Origin of the sequence: Paenibacillus sp. FSL L8-0340, assembly GCF_038593145.1 — a bacterium.
Classification (GTDB): Bacteria; Bacillota; Bacilli; order Paenibacillales; family Paenibacillaceae; genus Paenibacillus_AQ.
The window spans coordinates 4,421,967-4,442,871 of sequence record NZ_CP151967.1; the positions used below are offsets into that span (position 1 = coordinate 4,421,967).

18 protein-coding genes are annotated in these 20,905 nt (G+C 50.2%); 1 reads left to right on the plus strand and 17 read right to left on the minus strand.

Annotation, left to right across the window (positions count from 1 at the left end; all coding sequences use genetic code 11):
- Nucleotide 1: 1 nt before the first annotated feature.
- A complete protein-coding gene (locus NST07_RS19780) occupies nt 2–1,240 on the minus strand; it encodes a pitrilysin family protein (protein WP_341380383.1) in 1,239 nt (412 codons plus the stop codon).
- 205 nt (nt 1,241–1,445) lie between these two features.
- On the minus strand, nt 1,446–2,306 hold the full coding sequence (sleB, locus tag NST07_RS19785) for a spore cortex-lytic enzyme (RefSeq protein ID WP_341093945.1): 861 nt from the start codon (nt 2,304–2,306) through the stop codon (nt 1,446–1,448).
- A gap of 234 nt (nt 2,307–2,540) precedes the next feature.
- On the opposite strand from sleB, the gene NST07_RS19790 reads away from it, so the two are divergent.
- The gene (locus NST07_RS19790) at nt 2,541–2,708 is read left to right on the plus strand and encodes a hypothetical protein (RefSeq protein ID WP_341093946.1); all 168 of its coding nucleotides are present in this window, start codon (nt 2,541–2,543) and stop codon (nt 2,706–2,708) included.
- A 56-nt stretch (nt 2,709–2,764) separates the two neighbouring features.
- Here the strand turns inward: NST07_RS19790 and NST07_RS19795 are convergent, their stop codons facing one another.
- From NST07_RS19795 to pnp, 15 genes are all read right to left on the minus strand, one after another.
- A complete protein-coding gene (locus NST07_RS19795; RefSeq protein ID WP_341093947.1) occupies nt 2,765–5,425 on the minus strand; it encodes a DNA translocase FtsK in 2,661 nt (886 codons plus the stop codon).
- A gap of 124 nt (nt 5,426–5,549) precedes the next feature.
- Nucleotides 5,550–5,765, minus strand: coding sequence for a YlzJ-like family protein (locus NST07_RS19800; RefSeq protein WP_341093949.1), 216 nt, complete (start codon nt 5,763–5,765; stop codon nt 5,550–5,552).
- Complete coding sequence (locus NST07_RS19805) at nt 5,762–6,541, minus strand: ATP-dependent Clp protease proteolytic subunit (RefSeq protein WP_341093950.1); 780 nt, start codon at nt 6,539–6,541, stop codon at nt 5,762–5,764. The genes NST07_RS19800 and NST07_RS19805 overlap by 4 nt, the downstream gene beginning before the upstream one ends.
- Nucleotides 6,542–6,671: 130 nt before the next feature.
- Complete coding sequence (locus tag NST07_RS19810; RefSeq protein ID WP_341093951.1) at nt 6,672–7,682, minus strand: anti-sigma factor; 1,011 nt, start codon at nt 7,680–7,682, stop codon at nt 6,672–6,674.
- Nucleotides 7,679–8,173 carry a sigma-70 family RNA polymerase sigma factor gene (locus tag NST07_RS19815; protein WP_038593373.1) on the minus strand — a complete coding sequence of 165 codons (495 nt, stop codon included), beginning with the start codon at nt 8,171–8,173 and terminating at the stop codon, nt 7,679–7,681. The genes NST07_RS19810 and NST07_RS19815 overlap by 4 nt, the downstream gene beginning before the upstream one ends.
- Before the next feature lie 231 nt (nt 8,174–8,404).
- Entirely contained in the window at nt 8,405–10,084 is a 1,680-nt protein-coding gene (locus NST07_RS19820) for a ribonuclease J (protein WP_038593375.1), read from the minus strand.
- A 611-nt stretch (nt 10,085–10,695) separates the two neighbouring features.
- The gene (gene dapA, locus NST07_RS19825) at nt 10,696–11,571 is read right to left on the minus strand and encodes a 4-hydroxy-tetrahydrodipicolinate synthase (protein WP_342479989.1); all 876 of its coding nucleotides are present in this window, start codon (nt 11,569–11,571) and stop codon (nt 10,696–10,698) included.
- 16 nt (nt 11,572–11,587) lie between these two features.
- Nucleotides 11,588–12,808, minus strand: a complete 1,221-nt coding sequence (dapG, locus tag NST07_RS19830; protein WP_341093954.1) for an aspartate kinase — start codon at nt 12,806–12,808, stop codon at nt 11,588–11,590.
- Nucleotides 12,809–12,951: 143 nt separating this feature from the next.
- Nucleotides 12,952–13,851 (minus strand): dipicolinate synthase subunit DpsA, encoded by a 900-nt coding sequence (dpsA, locus tag NST07_RS19835; RefSeq protein ID WP_341093955.1) that lies wholly within the window; start codon nt 13,849–13,851, stop codon nt 12,952–12,954.
- Nucleotides 13,852–14,022: 171 nt separating this feature from the next.
- The gene (locus NST07_RS19840) at nt 14,023–14,619 is read right to left on the minus strand and encodes a dipicolinate synthase subunit B (RefSeq protein WP_038593383.1); all 597 of its coding nucleotides are present in this window, start codon (nt 14,617–14,619) and stop codon (nt 14,023–14,025) included.
- Nucleotides 14,620–15,516, minus strand: a complete 897-nt coding sequence (gene dpsA / locus NST07_RS19845) for a dipicolinate synthase subunit DpsA (RefSeq protein WP_341093956.1) — start codon at nt 15,514–15,516, stop codon at nt 14,620–14,622.
- 212 nt (nt 15,517–15,728) lie between these two features.
- Nucleotides 15,729–16,175 (minus strand): dUTP diphosphatase, encoded by a 447-nt coding sequence (gene dut, locus NST07_RS19850; RefSeq protein ID WP_342479990.1) that lies wholly within the window; start codon nt 16,173–16,175, stop codon nt 15,729–15,731.
- Nucleotides 16,153–17,418, minus strand: coding sequence for a pitrilysin family protein (locus NST07_RS19855; RefSeq protein ID WP_342479991.1), 1,266 nt, complete (start codon nt 17,416–17,418; stop codon nt 16,153–16,155). The genes dut and NST07_RS19855 overlap by 23 nt, the downstream gene beginning before the upstream one ends.
- 80 nt (nt 17,419–17,498) lie before the next feature.
- Complete coding sequence (locus NST07_RS19860; RefSeq protein ID WP_341378933.1) at nt 17,499–18,485, minus strand: polysaccharide deacetylase family protein; 987 nt, start codon at nt 18,483–18,485, stop codon at nt 17,499–17,501.
- Nucleotides 18,486–18,764: 279 nt separating this feature from the next.
- The gene (gene pnp / locus NST07_RS19865; protein WP_341093959.1) at nt 18,765–20,867 is read right to left on the minus strand and encodes a polyribonucleotide nucleotidyltransferase; all 2,103 of its coding nucleotides are present in this window, start codon (nt 20,865–20,867) and stop codon (nt 18,765–18,767) included.
- Nucleotides 20,868–20,905: the final 38 nt, after the last annotated feature.

Consider the following 20,905-nt stretch of genomic DNA (forward strand, 5'->3'; position numbering starts at 1 on the left):
GCTATTCCTCCTTCCCTGTCAGGAAATAAATCGTATCCAGCTGGAACGTGTCGGCAGCCGCCTTCACATCTTCCACTCCGGTGCCATCGACTTGAGCCAGCAGCTCCAGTGCGGAACGGTCTTTTCCGGACAACTGACGGTTGAAATCAAACGAGATCAGTTCAAACGCCGAATCTTGAATTTCGGAAAGCAGATTGCGGATCATTGCCTTGGTCTGGTTCAGCTCCAAGTCACTGATATTTCCAGCCTTCAATTCCTCCAGCTGTTTGCGGATAATATCGACGGCCTTGCCGTAATTTTGGGTTTCGATCCCCGATTGAATGGTTCCAATGCCTTTATGTCCGTCATAGCGGGAGGACGCATAATAGGCAAGGCTCTCCTTCTCACGAACGTTGACGAACAGCTTCGAGTGAGGATAACCGCCTAATATTCCGTTATACATCAGCGCGGAGGCGTATTTGTCATCCTTGTAAGTTATGGAAGTGCGGAGCCCCATGTTAAGCTTGCCCTGATTAACATCCAGCTTCTCTTCCACAGTCCGGACCTCTGTAACGGCTACCGGTGAAAAGTTGGAGGAATACGCTGTGGTCTCCTTGTGTGCACGGCCAAAATGGCGAACGACCAGCTTTTCAACTTCCTCAGGTGTAGTGTCACCAACGACGTAAAGATCGAGGATCGCTCCGTTCAACCAGGAATTGTAGGATTTATACAGGTTTTCTGGAGTAATGCTGTCAAGGTCGGCTCTTTGGCCAAGGGGATGCAGACGGTAAGGCTCCTTACGGCACATTTCTTCAATACAGCGTTCAGCCGCATAGCGGATCTTATCGTTAACAATCGCTTCCAGCTTTTTGCGTACCGTCTCACGTTCTGTTGCGACATACGATGCACGGAAGCTTCCGTCCTCCAGCAAAGGCCGGGTCAGTACTTCTCCTAGGAAAGCAAAAGACTCCCCGAGAAGGCTCTCTTTGCTCTGCACAAAGGAGTCGTTGATCGTATCCATCCGGAACTGGACAATCTGATAATCGCCTCTTTTGTAGATATCAAAACCAAATCCGGCACCATAAAGTTCCTCCAGACGTTCACGGAACTGGGTTGTTTCCGGATAGTTGGCTGTACCTCTGCGAAGCACAAAAGGAACCAGCGCTGTGGAAGTGACCGTACTTTCGTCCAGCGGAACCCCAGCATAAAGTGAAATGGCGAAGGTCTTGAACGCCTTGGTCGGCAATACATGAATGCGCATGCCTGCGGCGTTGCCATGTTGAAATCCATTATTTGTCAAGTCTAAAACTCCTTTACGGCGTGGATAGATGCTCTACAACAAGTTTATGAAGTATTATCCATTCTAAACCATTCCAAAGTAAGGAAGCAACCGGAAGAAAAGCTTACCGGTTGCTCTGGGTCGGTTTTATACAGGGGGTTAAATTGCGGCAAGTACAGGTCTGCTGCTACATGCAGAAAATATGCTCCCCGATTGTTTTCACCTGCGGACGGGTCCAAATCCATTTGGAAGTAGCCGTCTTCGGATTAAAATAATAAAGGCAGCCGCCTGAAGGATCCCAGCCATTAAGCGCCTGCTGAACAGCTTTGCGTGCCTGCTCATTGGGTTCTAGGTAGATCTGCCCGTCAGCTACGGCCGTAAACGCCCCTGGCTGAAAAATAACGCCGGAAGGTGTATTCGGAAAGCTTGGGGATTTCACACGGTTCAGAATAACCGCAGCAACGGCAACCTGTCCTTCAAACGGCTCACCCCGCGACTCCCCATAAACGGCATTGGCCATGATTTTCAAATCATTTTCGGTCAGGCCCATTGTATTCCCTGAGGACAGTTCCGCTGTATTCGACTTGCCGGAATCGGCAGTTTTACTTTTGTTTCCGGTATTTTTATTTGCTGTGCTGGTTGAAGGCTCTGTCGGCTTCCAAGCCTTGGTGGCATTGTACAGTTTCAACTTTGTTTTGGCACCGACGATACCGTCAGATTTTATGCCGAATTTCCACTGGAACCAGGTTACCGCATTTTTCGTTTTAGATCCAAATTGGCTGTCTATTTTGCCCGAGAAATACCCCAGATGCTTCAATCTTCCCTGCAGTTCGTAAACATCTTGTCCGGAAGAGCCGACCTTAAGCGGTGTTGTTCCAAAAGCAGGCAACGCCTCACCATCGGGAGCAGCAGTTTCCGACAGATCAGACGAAGCATGATACGGACTGGCGTAGACCGCACTCTGATCCTCAAAGAATAGACCTGCAAGCGGCAAGGTGGCCAGTGCAAGGGTTAAGCCGGCAAAAATCCATTGCTTATGTTTTTTCATTGGGTTCGCTCTACCTTTCTCTTGTAAGTTCAACATTGATGGCTAAAGTTATTATGACGACTGACAGGTGATCCTATGCATTGCAACCCGGAGAAGGCAAAAGATGAACCGACAGGAGTTGAGATACGGCCATGAATTTGCAAGATCATATTTTGCTGCGGAATAAAGCACTTATAAAAATTATAGAAATTATAGATATCCGGCAGAGTTCCTTCTGGATCATCCTATGACGGCATGGCTGATCTGACCGAAGATCCGCTGTGGAACAGCATTACCGCGGTAAAAGCGGGCCGCTTAATGGAAATAGACTTTGGACTGGCGTACTACAGCGACATCTTTTCGCTTAATGCTCAGCTCGAATACATCGTTGAACGTCTCCTTGCAGCGCCAAAAGCAAACTAAATATCACATGCAAAAAAGAGCTGATCCCGGGTAAGGGGACAGCTCTTTTGGCTATATTATGAGCTTATTCTGTTCTGTTGATATTGCTCCAGTGACATAAGTACTTCCCGCGGCTTGCTGCCTTCGTACGGCCCGATAACCGCTCTGGCTTCCATGGCATCTATCAGCCGCGCAGCACGGGTATAACCTACGCGCATCCGCCGCTGGAGCAGCGATACAGAGGCCTGCTTCGCTTCCAGTACAATTTGTACCGCCTGCTCATAGAGCTCGTCCTGCGGCTCCTGGTCCTCTGTGACCATGTCATCTACTTCAGGCACCAGGGTCTCGTCATAATTGGCTTCCCCTTGGCTGCTGACATACTGCACGATGGTCTCGACTTCCTGATCGCTCATGAATGCCCCCTGCACACGGATTGGCTTAGATGCGCCCATCGGCAGGAAGAGCATATCTCCGCGTCCAAGCAGCTTCTCGGCCCCCGGCATGTCCAGGATCGTCCGGGAATCCACATTTGACGACACACCGAATGCGATACGGGAGGGAATATTTGCCTTAATAAGTCCAGTAATAACATCCACCGATGGACGCTGGGTGGCAATAATCAAATGAATGCCTGCCGCCCGGGCCATCTGCGCCAGCCGGCAAATGGCATCCTCAACATCATTCGCTGCAACCATCATTAGGTCGGCAAGCTCGTCCACAATAACAACAATATAAGGCAGAACTGCAGCAGGATTATCCTTCATCAGTGTATTGTAGCCTTCCACATTGCGTGTGCCCGATTTGGAGAAGAGCTCATATCTCTTTTCCATTTCCACGACAATCTTTTTCAGCGCCAGACTTGCCCGTTTAGGATCCGTAACTACCGGGGCAAGTAAATGGGGAATCCCGTTATATACATTCAATTCAACCATCTTCGGGTCAACCATCAGAAATTTGACCTCATTTGGTTTCGCTTTGTAAAGGATACTTGTGATGATACCGTTGATACAGACAGATTTACCCGATCCGGTAGCACCGGCTACGAGCAGATGGGGCATCTTGGCTAAATTGCCGACAATCGTCTGGCCGGAGATATCACGTCCGAACGCGATCGACAACCGGGACTCGGCATCTTGGAACACCTGTGTTTCCATAACCTCCCGCATGGTTACGACGGATACCTCAGAGTTAGGCACCTCAATCCCGATTGCTGATTTGCCCGGTATTGGCGCCTCCATACGGATATCCTTCGCTGCAAGCGCAAGCGCGATATCATCCGTAAGATTGACGATCCGGCTTACCTTCACACCGATATCCGGCTGAATTTCGTAACGGGTAACGGCCGGGCCTCTTACCACCTCAAGTACCTTCGCCCGGACACCAAAGCTCTCTAGTGTAGCTTCCAGCTTGCGGGCAGTCTGCATGTAATCGTTCTGGTCTCCCGCCTTGGCTCCATTGTTAGGCTTGGCCAGAAGCCGGAAGGAAGGTAGCTTATACGGTTTGGGCGGCGGAGGAAGCGGGGCAGCAGGCACAGGGACTCCGTCTTCGCCAGCAGCCAGCAGCCCGTCCAGCTCCACAACCACAGGATCTTCCGGCGCATCCCCATCAGTAGCTTGGGTATCTGCCGGAACTCCGTCTAACACAGAACCTCTCAAGCCGTTCCCGCTTCGCGCCGCAGGAGAGAATTCGCTCCAGTCCTCACGGTCTTCTTCATTCAGTCCTTCTGAACGGATATGCTCGAAGAAATCGCGGATAATCGGTGTAACGGGCTCCAGCTCTTCTCCAGCGAAATCATCCTCCAGATTATCGAGGGAAGCACGCCCTCTCCCGGCATCGAGTCCGCTAATAATCGGGCTATTGGGCGGACCGTTAAGCAAATCTGCTGTGAGATCTTCCTCCCGGTCTTCTTCGCCTTGCCCTTCTGTCCGTGAAGTCCCGCTCAGCCAACCCCCAATCCGCCGGAAAAACAGCGGTTGACTTCGTCTTGGCAAAGCCTGCTCGTCCTCCTCCTCTTCATCCTCCTCAAGCTCTTGAACAGGATGTGGTGCTGGTGTTCTGCCTGTTCTGGAGGAACGGGCCGCAACGGGAACTGCAGCTGGACGGTTGGCCGCTTTCAGGCGAATCCCTTCCAGCAGCTTCCCAGCACGGACCCGCAGCAGCGAGAACAGCTCTACATATGACAGATTCGTGACCAGCATGAAGCTGATGGCCATCATTACAATCATTAGCAGCTTGGCACCAAGCGTGCCGAAAAGCCACAACAGGGCTGCGAACTCCAGCGCCCCGATATAGCCTCCGCTAATATCTTTGCCAAGCATATATACGCTGCTGTTGCTGGAACCGGGCGAAAGTGCACCGGAAAGATCAGTATGTATTTGCGCCATAACATTGCCAGGATGCAGCATCGACAATGGACCGAGCTTCTGCTCCATCGCTGAGATCGAACTCATCAGACACAAGGACAGCACAAGCAGCAGCACGCCGGAATGGCGGCTGTTCCAACTCGAAGGCCATCTTCTGTGAATCATCACCATCAGCCCGTAAAAAATACCGGCCAACGGCAGCACAAAATAAAAACGGCCTAATAAATAACCTGCCATACTCGAAAGAGAACGTCCAACCGCAGCCTCGCCGGACAATGCAATGACGGAAATCGTTATCAGCATAATGCCGTAAATTTCATATTTTAGAACACTGCCGAGCAGCGCTTTTTTCTTCTTCTTTTTTCGTTTAGCCACAACAGCCACCCCCGGAACAACATTATACCATATAATGGCGTGGCGTACCTATGTTCTGTTTTGTCAGAAAATGCATCTTTATGTTCTCTGTTCGCATTTCCCTTAAGGATTCCGGGGGTAGTTGTCATCTATCGTAAAACACGACGGCTCCCGGAGCGAATGCCGGGTCCAAATATTTGTCCAGCGGGCATTGAAGCAGCCTTACAATCCGTGCTTGTCCCCCCTCCAGCGGTTCAACCTGCATCAACATTCCCTGAATGCTGACCTCCCGCAAGGGCTGTGAAAAGTGGATCGCCCCTTCAAAAACTTGTTCCATCGGAAGCACCGTATAGAAGGTCATTGAGTCAGCCCCCCCGGCAGCAACACATCTGTTCTTTGGAGATCATCCTTGGCAATCAGCCTATTCAGATGCGCCAGCGCTGCTCCGATACCTCCTACCTCATCCATCAGACCATATTTGACGGCATCAGAGCCGCCAACAGCTGTACCGATATCACGATTAAGCTCCCCTGTCTTAAACATTAAATCTTTAAATTGCTGTTCTGAAATATGTGAATGGGAAGTGACGAATCTGACCATCCTCTCCTGCATGCGCTCCATGTATTCAAAGGTCTGGGGCACACCTATAACAAGGCCGTTCATGCGGATTGGATGAATCGTCATAGTTGCGCTCTCCGCAATAATGGAATAGCTGGAAGACACGGCAATCGGAACTCCGATGCTGTGGCCCCCGCCAATGACTACGGTCACCGTCGGTTTCGACAAAGACGCGATCATTTCTGCAATCGCCAGCCCTGCCTCCACATCACCGCCGACCGTATTCAGAATTATCAGCAGCCCTTTTATATTTTTGTTCTGTTCGGCAGCCACCAGCTGCGGAATTATATGTTCATATTTAGTCGTTTTGTTGTGCGGAGGCAGTACGAAATGCCCCTCAATCTGCCCAATAATCGTTATACAGAAAATATCGGGTTCTCCCGTTGGAACTACCGTCTGCCCCAGCTCCTTCAGAACCCCCACAGTACCCGGTGGGATGGGTTCACTCGTTACGGGCTTTATTTCTCCCGGAAGGATCTCTTCATTCTTGCCAGTATCAGTATCTGCTGTAAAGTCCATTATGCACAGTTCACCCTTTCCGCTTACAGCGCTAATCTGCTGCAGCCGTACTATCTTTCAATAGTATGACATTCCAGGGGACTCCCTTATGCAATGAACTTCTACAAAAAATAGCTTGGTTCCTCCTATCTTAATAGTTATCCGCAACGGCTCCCAGCACAACACCGCGGATATAGGACTGCCCATTCAGGTTCTTCAGACCGGCTGCGGAGCCGGTGACCACGACACCCAGAATGCGGACATCTCCGGCTTCAGGTTCATTTTTGTCTTTTTTTAGGTATTGATGGATCCGCTTGTATTCACTGTGGTAATTGTCCTTTAGTTTAAGCCCGCTCTTGATGTGCTCAAGAAAATCATCCGGTGACGCCTCATCCCGGTTAGGCCCGATCCCAAAACCGTATACACCAGATGAAGATGCCATAGGCTCTGGGTCTATCATCCCGCCGTTCCCGTCTTCATGGGGTTCCAAATTGAACCGTGAGGTTTCATCATACGTATCGACCCAATACCATACAGGTCTCACTCCTTCAGGCAGCATCTTCTTCACTTCATCAAAGGAATAAGGCTTATCGAAAGATAAAGCCATCTCCATCAGTTCGTCAGGCTCCATCTTCGTAAGCAAGGAAAGGTCATTCAGGATTTTACCGTAATTCACTTCTGGAATATAATAAGCCATCTCCCTCTGTCCGTTGTAGGGATTGTACTGCCTGTTGTATTTATAGCCCTCCACTTTCATCTGCGGGTCAGTCCCACTAAGATGGGTTGTACCTCCATATGCACCGGTAGCAAACGGAAACCACCACTCGTTGTAATTGAACCATTTCTCATTCCACGGAACAGGTACACCTTCAATGATTTTGTACGTATTCACTTCCATGACACCCGACAGAAATCCACGGTTGTCTCTAAATCCGGACGGAAATTCATTGGGACTGCTGATCCTCATATACATCCATTCGCTGTAGCGGGACTCAGCCGATCTCCGCTCCACCAGCTGTGCAGCACCGAAGAAAATAGCTACCAGTGTAAGAATACTAACAAGCAGCGAAATGACAATGCTGCGGAACAGGCTTTTGCGTTTGGCTTGTTTCAGTGTATATACCAGATTCTGATCCTCTTGTTCTTCCCATGGAGCAGTCATTCAGCCTCACCTCCGTAAATTTGTTGAAACTGCTGTCTGGCGCGGTATAGTGAAGCCTTTACCGTCCCTTCCGTTATGCCTAGAAGCGCCGCGATTTGTTTATAGGAGAATTCCATCTCATATTTCAGCAATATCAGCTGGCGGTTCGCCGGATTCAGCTTTCCAAGAACCTTTTCGATAAGCACCTTTTGCTCCTGCTGCAGCAGCATTGATTCGGGCAGCTCATTTGCAGGTGCCTCAAGATCGATTTCTTCGGAATACTGGAACCGTGTTTGCCTTCGGCATAAATCATAGTAGCTGTTAATTGCCACCTTGTAGAGCCACGCGCTGATCTTATGTTCGTCAATCCCGTCAAGATACAGCAGTGCCTTGTACACAGTGTCCTGCACGATATCTTCCGCATCGGCGGTGCCAGCGCCCAAGCGGATTAAATACTTGCGGATTTCTGCCATTTTGGATTGAAGCTGCTGCTCCTTCAGTTTCGGGCCCATCTTGCACCTCCTTGGCTATATAACGATTGAAGGGCCTAAATGTTGTCCCTGCCAATAAATTATTTGGGCACATCGGCATCGGAGCCGGACCTGCCATTCAAATTTTGCATAGACACAGGGGATAATGCTGCACAACACAAAGACCCCTCCTCCCCAAGAAACCGTCCAATATTTCCGGGGAGAAGGGGCCTTTGGCCCTGCATATTTATATTATAAGAAGCTAGTTGCTTCTTACACTTCCATAATGATCGGGAGGATCATCGGTCTGCGGCGTGTTTGCTCATAGAGGAAACGGCCGAGTGAATCTTTGACGCTTGTTTTGAGCGAAGCCCATTCATTGACCTTCTCGCTCATCAGGCGCTGCAGCGTACTGGAGACAATCCGGTTCGCTTCATCCAGAAGTCCTTCGGACTCGCGCACGTAGACAAAGCCGCGGGAGATAATATCCGGTCCGGATACGATTGCTCCGTTCTGCTTGCTCAGTGTCACAACGACAACAAGGATACCATCCTGGGACAGCAGCTTGCGGTCTCGCAGTACAATATTGCCGACATCGCCAACGCCAAGACCGTCAATCAGCACGTTGCCTGCAGTAACCTTGCCGGCTTTGCGGGCTGATCCGCCCTGAATTTCAACAATTTCACCGATTTCGGTAATGAAAATGTTGCTTGGTTCCACTCCGACTGATTCTGCCAGAAGCGCATGTTTGCGCTGCATCCGGAATTCACCATGGATAGGAATAAAGTATTTAGGCTTCATCAGGTTGAGCATCAGCTTCAGCTCTTCCTGGCTGCCGTGACCGGAGACGTGAACGCCGGAATTGGAACCGCTGTAAATCACGTTAGCGCCAAGACGGAACAATTCATCAATCGTACGGCCTACATATTTCTCGTTACCCGGTACCGGCGTTGCCGCAATGATAACGGTGTCGCCCGGAAGAATATCCACTTTGCGGTGGCTGGAGCGCGCCATGCGTGTAAGAGCTGACATCGGTTCGCCCTGGCTGCCTGTGCACAGCACAACTACACGGTTGCCGGCCATTCTATTCATTTCCTCCGGTTCAATCAGCATGCCGTCCGGCACATGCAGATAACCCAGCTCGGAAGCGATGGATACCACATTCACCATACTGCGGCCAATAACCGTAATCTTGCGGCCAGTGGATTCAGCGGCGTTAACCACCTGCTGAATACGGTGCACGTTGGAAGCAAAGGTTGCCACAACAACACGCTGTTCAGCCTTGCGGAAGATATCTTCCAGTACGATGCCGACATTCTTCTCCGAAGGCGTGAAGCCTGGCTTCTCTGCGTTCGTGCTGTCAGACATAAGCGCCAGTACGCCTTTCTGGCCGATTTCAGCCATACGGTGGAGATTGGCAAATTGACCATTGACTGGGGTGTGGTCAAATTTGAAGTCACCTGTATGGACAACATTGCCTTCCGGTGTTTCGATGCATACTCCGACAGAGTCAGGAATACTGTGATTGGTTCTGAAGAAGGTTGCTTTCAATGAAGTTCCCAGTTCAATTTCCGAATCTTCGTTAATTAGAATCCGTTTCGTTTCTCCGAGCAGATTAGCTTCCTTAAGCTTGTTCTCCACAAGTCCAAGGGTAAGTCTTGTTCCATAAACCGGAACATTCAGGTTCTTAAGCACATAAGACAATCCGCCGATGTGATCCTCGTGTCCGTGGGTAAGCACAATACCTCTTACCTTGTCGCGGTTTTCTGTCAGGTACGAAATGTCAGGTATTACAATATCAATACCGAGCATATCTTCCTCCGGGAACTTCAGACCGGCATCCACGACTACAATGTCGTTTCCGTATTGAACGACATACATGTTTTTCCCGATTTCTCCGACTCCGCCCAATGCGAATATCAGCAATTTATCGTTGTTGTTTTTTTTGGACAAATGAATCTAACCCTCCTATGATGTTGGACGTCATACTTTTTATTTGTAAACAATGAGCTTCATTATTTCAGCGGCGCTGAACACATTCTTCAAATTGCCGATAGTTTCCACGATGAACAAGAAATTCCGTAAGTCTGCATAATTACGCAAAGCGAAAAACCCCCGAATTCGGGCAGTGAGCACCTTCTTGAAGCGGACAAACACCGTCAAACTTCACCGCCGCGCCCCTCGCGCGTAAATCTGGCAGCAATTGCACAGACTTATACAAGGACCTATCCTGTCACACAATGTAAAATTACATTGACGGAAGATTACCGCATATTTAATTTTTGCCGCACCCAGTCACTTAAGAACATTATACATGATTTTTTTGGCAAAAGACAAGTCATCGGCTTCGTAAGCCTATTCTTTCCTTAAAGAACCTGCATTATTTGAGGAAAAGACAAGCAGAAACTATGTTGCAATCCTTAACATTTGCGCTTATTTCACAACATTTCGACTGTTTGAGAATTAACCGTCAGCTTACAGTTTTAATACAAAAAGCAAGAAGCCGGTTCCCCACGCGGGAAGCCGGCTTCTTGCTGCAATGCTTATTCAAGAGATTTGACCTTCTAATTCAGCAGCGCTTTAATGAACTCGGCTTCATCATCGCTCGGTCCCACCAGTGGCAGACGCACGGATCCGACAGGAATACCCCGCAGTTCCAATGCATACTTAACAGCCGAAGGGTTCGGCAGCGGCTGCGGGCACTCAAACAACCCTTTGAACACAGGGAACAGTTGGCGGTGAAGCTCGCCGGCCCGGTGCACATTGCCGGAGATAAAGGCTTCGATCATTTCCGACATCTCAACTCCCACCACATGGCTGGCAACGCTAATAATACCGTGACCGCCGACGGCAAGTGTTGCCAGTCCCGCAGAATCATCCCCCGAATATACGTGGAAATCATCCGCACAAGCTGAAGCGATCAGAGTAATCTGATCGACTGAGGCACATTCCTTGGTCGCCACAATATTGGGAATTTCAGCAAGTCTTAATGTCGTCGCCACACTCATGCTTACGCTGGTACGGCTTGGAACATTGTAAAGAATACAGGGCAAGCTTGTTTCCGCAGCGATCGCCGAAAAGTGCCGGTATAGCCCCTCCTGGTTCGGCTTATTATAATAAGGAACGACGAGAAGAACACCATCTACTCCGATTTTCTCCGCTTCCTTCGTAAGATGAATCGAATTCTTCGTGCTGTTGCTACCCGTTCCGGCAATGATTTTACAGCGTCCGTCCGCTTTCTCCAGAACGTAGAAAAAAAGCCGGAGCTTCTCCTCTTCGCTTAGTGTGGGTGATTCTCCAGTGGTACCACAGACTACCAGCGCTTCGGATTTCTGTTCCTCAATCAAATAGTCAACAAGGCGTGAAGTTGCTTCCCAGTTGATTTCTCCATCCCCGTCAAAAGGGGTTACCATCGCGGTTATTAATCTTCCGAAATCCACTTTGAATTCCTCCTTGTCAGCGGTGCAATTCAAACTTGGCATGCAGTGCGCGCAGCGACTGTACCATATCTTCCTTCTTCACCAGTACCCAGATTGTTGTATTGGAATCGGCAGACTGTAAAATCTGAATGTTCTGCAAGGTTAACGCCTCGACAATGCGGGCCATAATCCCCGGAACGCCGTTAATGCCTCCGCCGATTACCGAGACCTTGGCACAGCCGGACAAGCTCTTGGGACGAAGCCCCAACTCTTGCAGCGCAGCGATAGCCTGCTCCGATTTGTCATCGTTCACAGTATACAGCGCCTCCGAAGGCGTTACATTGATAAAGTCCACACTGATTTCATTGTCGGCCATGCTTTTGAAGATTTGCAGCTGTACTCCGGTACCGTTGCCGTCCGGACATTCCACGGAGATCTGTGTAATGTTACTGACATAAGCAATCCCTGTCACATAACGGTCCACTACCCCATGTGAAACATCGCTGAACCCTTCAGGATGAGTGACAAGTGTACCTTCGGCTTCCGAGAACGTTGAACGCACACGTACAGGAATCTGGGCCTGCATGGCAATTTCCACCGCACGGGGATGTATAACTTTAGCCCCTTGATAGGCCATGTTGCAGATTTCTGTATAGCTGACATAGGTCAGTTGCTTCGCATCCTCGACAATCCGCGGATCGGCTGTAAGAATCCCGTCCACATCGGTGTAAATATCGACCATATCCGCACGGAGCGCTGCACCAAGCGCAGTTGCTGAGGTATCGCTTCCTCCGCGTCCAAGGGTCGTAAAATCACCGGCTTCGGTCTGACCCTGAAACCCGGTTACTATAACTACTTTATGCTCTCGCAATTCCCGTAGAATGCGTTCGGTCTGCACATCAAGAATTCTTGCGTTGCCGTAGTTGTTGTCGGTAAGGAAGCCAGCCTGTGCGCCTGTAAGCACAGTAGAGCGGATGCCCTCCTGCTCCAGCAGACCACACAGTGTAGTGGCGGAGATTATTTCTCCGCAGCACATCAAAAGATCTTTCTCCCGGTCCGGCAGGGAATTCCCGTTCTGCACTGCCCAGTCAAGCAGCGTATCGGTTGCGTAAGGCTCCCCTTTGCGTCCCATAGCGGAGACGACAATAACCAGATCAAAGCCGCTGGCCATCTCCCGTTTGACGTGGCGGATGACATGCTCCCTCGCTGCCGGTGTGGACAATGAGGTTCCGCCGAACTTTTGCACCAAAATACCCATTTATAATTCCTCCATTACTTCTCTAAGCAAGCATGCGTTATATGCACTGAAGAACTGTCTCTATCCAAGGAACGGCTCATGTACGCAAGATCTTTACTTTGAAATGCTGAATAATAATATAACCTACTCATTTATAAGCCAATTCATTTATTGTCCGCTGTGCGCAATGTCTCGTCAGATATCGACTGCACCAACGCATTAGCCATAATCATCCCTGCGCTTTTTGGGGCAAACCTTCCAGGCAGACCTGGAGCCAGCAACGCCTTGATTCCATGCTTCTCCGCATAGCGGAAATCGCATCCGCCCGGGGCGGAGGCCAGATCGATAATTACACAGTGCTTCTGAAGACGTGAAAGTACCTGCGCGGTTATAATCATGCCCGGTACGGTATTAAAGATGAGATCAGCCTCCGGCACATGCAGCAGCAGTTCTCCGGTCATAAATGGCTTCCAGCCCATCTCCTCCGCACGTGCGTAATGCTCTTGCCTCCTTACGCCTATCTTTACACTGGCACCGAGTCCCTGCAATACCTTCGCCATTGTAAATCCGGTTCTGCCCATGCCGAGCACCATCGAAGAGGAGCCGTGAATTGTAAAATCGGTATTCTGGATGGCCATAACCAGTGCACCCTCTGCTGTTGGAATGGAGTTGTAAATCGCCACATCGTCCCGGTTCAGCAGTTCCACGAGCTTAATCGAATGTCTGGCGCACAGGTTGCGCAAATAACTTTTGGCTACACCGGCATACACTGTGCAATTCGGCGGCAACGCCGCGATATGTTCGTCAAGCAACTGTAGGCGATCCGAGGAAAATACGGCATTAATATTTCCTTCCTCGTCACACCCCACCGTAGGCAGCACCAACACATCCGCGCTGCTGAGCAGTCCGGCCGAAAGCTGACTCATGTTCACTTCCGGACTTGGAGTTTCCCACTTATCAAACCCGGCGGCGCTTACCGTCGCTTCCATCTCTACGCATTTACGAATAACCTCCAGCTGTCTTGCGTCCCCGCCCAGGAACACGATCCTGATGCCAGTAAACATAAGGATGACGCTCCTTTCTAATTACACGGGACCTGCCCAAATCAAGTAATGACAATAGACGCGGCCAGGTCCAACCTTTGAAAGCTAAAAAAGAGCTGAACCGCCCTCAGAATGAGGGCGGCAAAAGTGAAGCCTATGTTCGAGCATGATTACTGTATCGAAACATGCTAATTATGCTGAATGAAACCGTTCGATAATCATCGGCTGCAGCTGATTGCCCTGCAAAGCTGCGTAGCAGGCCTCGGGTATGAGATCCATACGTGCTACAAGCGAGTTGGGCTTGCCTACAGGATTATCCTGGCCGAACGGCACAAAATAAATATGTTTGGCTACCAAAAGCTTTGCAATATTCGCCGCATTCAGGCCAAGGCCGTCATTCGTGGAGATGGCCAGCACTAGCGGCCGACCGTTACGCATCTGGGACTTTGCTGCCATCAGTACAGGGCTGTCTGTCATGGCGTTCGCCAATTTGCTCGTCGTATTCCCCGTGCAAGGGGCGATCGTCAGAACGTCCAGCAGCTTGGAAGGACCCAGCGGTTCCGCTTCAACAATTGTAGAAATGATATCATTCCCTGTTATATCTTTCAACTGTTTTAACCAATTTTCCGATGTGCCGAAGCGGGTATCCGTGTTCAGCACCGATGCGGAAACAATCGGCACCACATTTGCACCGTCGTCCATAAAGCGCTGAATCTGCGGCATCACTTCGGCAAACGTGCAATGTGAACCGGTAATTGCATAACCTACTGTTTTACCATGCCAATCCATTTAATCGTCCCCCCTGATTGTAGTCTCGTCAGATATCGACTGTACCAGCGCACTACCCATAATAATTCCGGCGCTCTTGGGGGCAACGATCCCGGGCAATCCCGGAGCCAGCATCGCTTTAATCCCGCGCTTCTCCGCATAGCGGAAATCACATCCGCCCGGTGCGGAGGCCAAATCAATAATTACGCAGTGCCTCTGAAGGCGGGATAACACCTGCGCGGTAATAATCATGCTTGGGATGGTATTGAAGATTAGATCAACATCCGGCACATGAAGCAGCAGCTCACCTGTCATAAAAGGCTTCCAGCCCATCTCTTCCGCCCGCGCATAATGCTCCTGTCTTCTTACCCCCACCTTTACGCTGGAGCCGAGCCCTTGAAGCGCCCGCGCCATCGTAAACCCGGTTCTTCCCATCCCGAGTACCATCGATGTGGAACCATGAATAGTAAAATCGGTATTCTGAATGGCCATAACCAGCGCACCTTCTGCTGTAGGGATGGAGTTGTATATCGCCACATCGTCCCGGTTTAGCAGTTCCACCAGCTTTAGCGAATGTCTGGCGCACAGGCTGCGCAAGTAGCTTTTGGCCATACCGGTATACACCGTGGATCGGGACGGCATCGCAGCGATGTGCTCATCCAGCAGCTGCAGACGGTGAGAGGAGAACAGCGCATTAATATTCCCTTCATCATCACAACCAACGGTTGGCAGTACCAGCACATCCGCATTGCCTAAGAGCTCTGCCGACAGCTCTGCCAGGTTCACCCCCGGGCTAGGGGATTCCCACTTATCGAATCCGGCAGCACTTACCGTCGCATCCATTTCCACACATTTCCGAATCACTTCAATCTGTCTCGCGTCCCCGCCCAGGAACACGATCCTGATGCCAGTAAGCATAGGGATGACGCTCCTTTCCACATACACTATCGACTATAAATCATCTTATGCCGGGGGCCGCCCATGGGTGAAGAGCAGAGAAGAAATACAGGGGAAACTGATAAATGAATTGACTCAAATCAAGGTCAATTCAACAAAAAAAGCCTGCGAAGAAGGCCTTTACAGGCTACATCCGCAAGCTCCAGGTATGAGTAAAACAAAAATTCCGTCTGCTATTTGCCCGTATGGCCAAAGCCTCCGGCGCCGCGTTGTGTCTCGGACAGCTCGTCCACCTCCACTATGTTCACGGACGGCACGGCCTGGAACACCATTTGGGCAATCCGCTCATTGCGTGCGATGGCAAAAGGCTCCTGACCCAGGTTAATCAGTAATACTTTAATTTCACCACGGTAATCGGCATCAATCGTTCCCGGAGTATTCAGACAGGTAATGCCGTGCTTTAGAGCAAGGCCGCTGCGCGGACGGATCTGCGCCTCCAGCCCGTCCGGCATCGCCAGCGAAATTCCCGTAGGGATCAGGGCCCGCTCGCCCGGAGCAAGCACAACCTCACCGTCCACAGACGCATACAGATCATAGCCGGAAGCCTGTTCTGACATTTTGCGGGGCAGCAGCACATCTTCGTTGCCGGGCAGTTTATTAATTTGAACGTAATAAGACAAGATCATCTCTCCTAACATTGGCAATAGCTTTATCAGAGGAGCCGACCATCGCTAATGCGAGGGGCTCAGCAAACATGTGGTCCAGTAATCGATTGATATCATCCATAGTGACGAGTCCGATTTTGGTGATCATATCGTCAAGTGTATCATGCCTTCCAAGCATCAGCTCATTTTTGCCAATCCGGTTCATCCGGCTGCTGGTGCTCTCCAGGCTGAGGATCAGGCTTCCCTTGAGCTGCTCTTTGCCTTTTCTCAGTTCATCTTCGCTAAGACCGTTAACGGCAAGATCATGCATCATTTCCTTGATCAGCTCCGTCACCTCTTTGGTCTGCTTCGGCGCAGTGCCGGCATAGACGGTAAACAGGCCGCTGTCTGCCTGGGAGCTGTGATAGGAGTATACGGAATAGGCTAAACCGCGTTTTTCGCGAATCTCTTGGAACATTCTGGAGCTCATCCCGCCGCCGATGGCATTATTCAGCAGCACCATGGCATATTGCAGCGGCCCGCCGCCCTCTACGCCCGGGAGGGAAAGGCAAATATGGTTTTGCTCCGTCTTTTTGCGGTGAAACAGCAGTTCGCCATGGAAATCAGGAGCTGTCAAAGGCGCGGATTCACCATGATTATCGAATGATCCGAAATGGGCCTCCAACAGTTCAACCAGTCCGTCATTGATATTGCCTGCTACGCTGATTACCGTATTCTCAATGGTATACTGCTGTTTCATATACGCGTGGAGATCATCGGCCGTCATGTCCGCCAGCCGTTCCTTCAAGCCCAGAATGGAATAAGCCAGCGGATGCTCGCCGTACGCCGCAGCGCACATCAGATCATGTACCAGATCATCCGGCGTATCCTCGCACATGGCGATTTCCTCCAGGATGACATTTTTCTCCTTGGCCAGCTCTTCGGCATCAATCCGCGAGCGGAAAAACATATCGGACAGCACATCCACGGCGATCGGCAGATGCTCATCCAATACTTTTGCATAATAACATGTATATTCCTTCGAGGTAAATGCGTTGACGTTGCCGCCAATCGCATCAAACTGCTCGGCAATATCCTTGGCACTGAACCGGTCGGTGCCTTTAAAAAGCATGTGTTCGATAAAATGAGAAATCCCGTTATTCAGCGGGTTCTCATTGCGGGAGCCATTCTTGACCCAGATTCCAAAGGAAACGGAGCGTCCGGTAGGAATTTTCTCCGTAACCACCCGCAGGCCGTTCGACAATACTATTTTTTCCACTTCTACGTCCTCCTGGCATAGCCCTGTATCTATCTTTGTATTTGTTACGCGCGACTCTTATCCTACCAGAAATTAACCGCTCACTCAACTTCTGAAGGGGCCAGCCGCTCCGCTGACAGTGTTTCACTGACCGTACCCAGCTGAAGACCTTTAGCTTTAATCCCCCGGATCATGCCTCTCAGCGCTTTGGAGGAGGAAGCTGTCGGATGCATCAATATCAATGTGCCCGGCTCGGACTGGCTGCTGATTTTAACGACAACGGATTCTGGAGAAGGGTTACGCCAATCGACGGTATCCAGTGTCCACAGCACCGTTTTCAGCCCCAATGAGGCGGCGATATCCACTGTTTCCTGATCAAAATCACCGGACGGAGGCGCAAACCAGGTATTGGTTACTCCAAGACTCTCTTTCAGCAGACTCTTTGTTTTCTCAATCTCGGCGGTCGCCCGGGCCCGGCTTAAAGTGCTCATATTGGGATGGGTATACGCATGATTCTCCATCTCATGCCCGCGTTTCAGCATCTCGGCCGCAAGCTCCCGGTTATGGCTAAGCCAGCTTCCATCCAGAAAAAAGGTCACCTTTACCTTTTCCTCATCCAAAATGTTAAGCATCGGTACAATGAATTGATTGCCCCATGCTACATTGATCATCAGCGAGACCATCGGCTTAGCCGGATTCCCCCGGTAAATCGGGTGAGCACCCAGATCATTCAGCGACACCTTTGGCGGGATTTGCCGGTACACCCATTTCAGACCCTCTCCCGGCCCCTGCAGCAGTGTACTGCGGTACGTGGCCTCTACATCCACTTCAAGGCCATTATAACCCGGAATTGCCTTCCACACCCGGTCTACAACAGCATCCACCGGTGCGGCATTCAGCTTGGCCGCTTTGCTCTCAATCAAAGAACGCAGCTCCTGATCACGCTCTTTCGGAATATTACTCCACACAGCCAGTCCATCCTGCGGCTTAAGCTCGGCCAGCATTTCCTTCACCGGTCCAAATGTACTGCCAAGGCCGATTACTACAGCAATACAGGCAAGCACAAGCGCAGCTTTTTCCGTCTTCATGACGTCTTTCCTCCCCGGCAGAAACGTCTCACGCTCGTCCCCGCACAGGGTGCAAGGACGCTTTGTCCCAGCCTATGTATGGTTGGAGAAGAATATGCATACAACCTGCGCCTTACGCAAATTAAAATAACCCCACAAAGTGGGGCCCGAGAAATATAAGGATAATTTATAGTGTGAAGCCTATAAATTCTTATATTTTTAAAAAAGAGCCAGAATGCATAAGCTTCTGTCTCTTCTCAATTATACAATTGACACTGTTTCCAAAAGGGAGAGGCCGGCTTACGCCTTTGCTCCGCTTTCCGAAGTCAATACCGCTTTGCGCGACAGATTCACACGGCCCTGCTGGTCAATTTCGGTAACTTTTACAGTGATAGTGTCGCCGATGGCAACAACATCTTCTACCTTAGCTACGCGCTCAGTGGAGAGCTGGGAAATATGCACCAATCCGTCTTTACCCGGAATCAGTTCAACAAATGCGCCGAACTTCTCGATGCGTCTAACGGTACCCACATAAATTTCGCCGACCTGCACTTCACGCACAATGCCTTCGATAATGCCGCGGGCTTTCTGAATCATTTCTTCATCCGAAGATCCGATAAAGACACGGCCATCCTGTTCGATGTCGATCTTCACGCCGGTTTCTTCAATGATTTTATTGATAATCTTACCACCTGCACCGATAACATCACGGATCTTGTCCGGATTGATATTGATGATAATGATCTTAGGAGCGTATTTCGACAAGCTTGGTCTAGGCTCGGAGATAGCTTCCATCATTTTGCCCAAGATGAACATACGTCCTTCTTTAGCCTGCTGCAAAGCATCCTGCAGGATTTTACGGTCGATGCCGTCGATTTTGATATCCATCTGAATCGCCGTTACACCTTCAGCCGTACCTGCTACCTTGAAGTCCATATCGCCAAGATGATCTTCCATACCTTGAATATCTGTCAGGATTGACACATGCTCTCCGTCCTTGATCAGACCCATCGCTACTCCCGCTACAGGGGCTTTGATCGGCACACCCGCATCCATCATTGCCAGAATGCTTGCGCAGATACTTGCCTGGGAAGTAGATCCGTTGGATTCAATCGCTTCAGATACCAAACGGATGGTGTACGGGAATTCGGTTTCACTAGGAATGACTTTGGACAACGCGCGTTCTCCAAGGGCTCCGTGGCCAATCTCGCGGCGTCCCGGTGCTCTAAGCGGACGTGCCTCCCCTACGCTGAACGGAGGGAAATTGTAGTGATGCATAAACCGTTTGGTTTCTGCCGGATCAATACCGTCAAGAATCTGTACATCACCCAGTGCACCCAGTGTACATACGCTAAGGATTTGTGTTTGTCCACGGGTGAACAGTCCGGAACCGTGCGTACGCGGAAGCAGGGAAGTATCACATTCAATCGGACGGATTTCATCCAGCTTACGGCCATCCGGGCGAATCTTATCATGTGTAATCAAACGTCTGACTTCATCCTTCACGATATCGTGCAGGACTTCCTTCACATCTTTAAGAAGTTCAGGTGTCTCTATGTATTTCTCAACGAAATACTCCACCGTTTCATTGTTGACCAAGTCGATGGCATCCTGACGGGCATGCTTCTCGGCAATTTTCACGGCATCTACCAGACGGCTTTCAGCATAAGCGCGAACCTCTGTGTTGACATCAGCGTTAACCGCATGCAGCTTCACAGCCATCTTCTCTTTGCCGGCAACTGCTACCAGCTGCTCAATTGTTGCTACGATCTTACGGACTTCATCATGACCGAACATGATGGCTTCCAGCATTACATCTTCCGGCACTTCGTTGGCTTCCGCTTCCACCATCATGATGGCGTCTTTAGTTCCTGCTACCACCACGTAGATGTCACTTGCAGCCTGCTGTGCAACGTCAGGATTAATGATGAATTGACCGTCAATGCGGCCGACAGCCACACCGCCGATAGGACCATTGAAAGGAACATCGGAAATACTGAGTGCTGCGGAAGTACCGATCATAGCAGCAATATCCGGCGCACAATCCTGATCCACGCTCATAACCATATTCAATACTTGCACGTCATTGCGGAATCCTTCCGGAAACAGCGGACGAATCGGACGGTCAGTCAGACGGCTGGACAAAATAGCCTTCTCACTCGGTCTGCCTTCGCGTTTAATAAATCCGCCCGGAATTTTACCCACTGCGTATAATCTTTCTTCATAGTTAACCGTAAGCGGGAAAAAATCCAGATCTTTAGGTTCGTTAGACGCTGTAACCGTACACAATACAGCAGTATCTCCGTAACGAACCATTACGGCTGCGTTCGCTTGTTTGGCCAGACGGCCTGTTTCCAGCACAAGGCGTCTTCCGCCAAGCTGCATTTCTACACGTTGTTCCATAAAATCCCTCCTTGAATGGTAGTAGACCCGCTGTACAT

Excerpts from the sequence above, each read along its gene's own strand:
- sleB (WP_341093945.1), bottom strand. The coding sequence starts at position 2,306 with ATGAAAAAACATAAGCAATGGATTTTTGCCGGCTTAACCCTTGCACTG.
- NST07_RS19815 (WP_038593373.1), bottom strand. The coding sequence starts at position 8,173 with ATGGGCCCGAAACTGAAGGAGCAGCAGCTTCAATCCAAAATGGCAGAA.
- NST07_RS19800 (WP_341093949.1), bottom strand. The coding sequence starts at position 5,765 with ATGACCTTCTATACGGTGCTTCCGATGGAACAAGTTTTTGAAGGGGCG.
- dpsA (WP_341093955.1), bottom strand. The coding sequence starts at position 13,851 with ATGTTTACTGGCATCAGGATCGTGTTCCTGGGCGGGGACGCAAGACAG.
- NST07_RS19805 (WP_341093950.1), bottom strand. The coding sequence starts at position 6,541 with ATGGACTTTACAGCAGATACTGATACTGGCAAGAATGAAGAGATCCTT.
- NST07_RS19790 (WP_341093946.1), top strand. The coding sequence starts at position 2,541 with ATGGCTGATCTGACCGAAGATCCGCTGTGGAACAGCATTACCGCGGTA.
- NST07_RS19840 (WP_038593383.1), bottom strand. The coding sequence starts at position 14,619 with ATGGATTGGCATGGTAAAACAGTAGGTTATGCAATTACCGGTTCACAT.
- dapG (WP_341093954.1), bottom strand. The coding sequence starts at position 12,808 with ATGGGTATTTTGGTGCAAAAGTTCGGCGGAACCTCATTGTCCACACCG.
- NST07_RS19780 (WP_341380383.1), bottom strand. The coding sequence starts at position 1,240 with ATGCGCATTCATGTATTGCCGACCAAGGCGTTCAAGACCTTCGCCATT.
- dpsA (WP_341093956.1), bottom strand. The coding sequence starts at position 15,516 with ATGCTTACTGGCATCAGGATCGTGTTCCTGGGCGGGGACGCGAGACAG.
- pnp (WP_341093959.1), bottom strand. The coding sequence starts at position 20,867 with ATGGAACAACGTGTAGAAATGCAGCTTGGCGGAAGACGCCTTGTGCTG.
- NST07_RS19860 (WP_341378933.1), bottom strand. The coding sequence starts at position 18,485 with ATGAAGACGGAAAAAGCTGCGCTTGTGCTTGCCTGTATTGCTGTAGTA.
- NST07_RS19810 (WP_341093951.1), bottom strand. The coding sequence starts at position 7,682 with ATGACTGCTCCATGGGAAGAACAAGAGGATCAGAATCTGGTATATACA.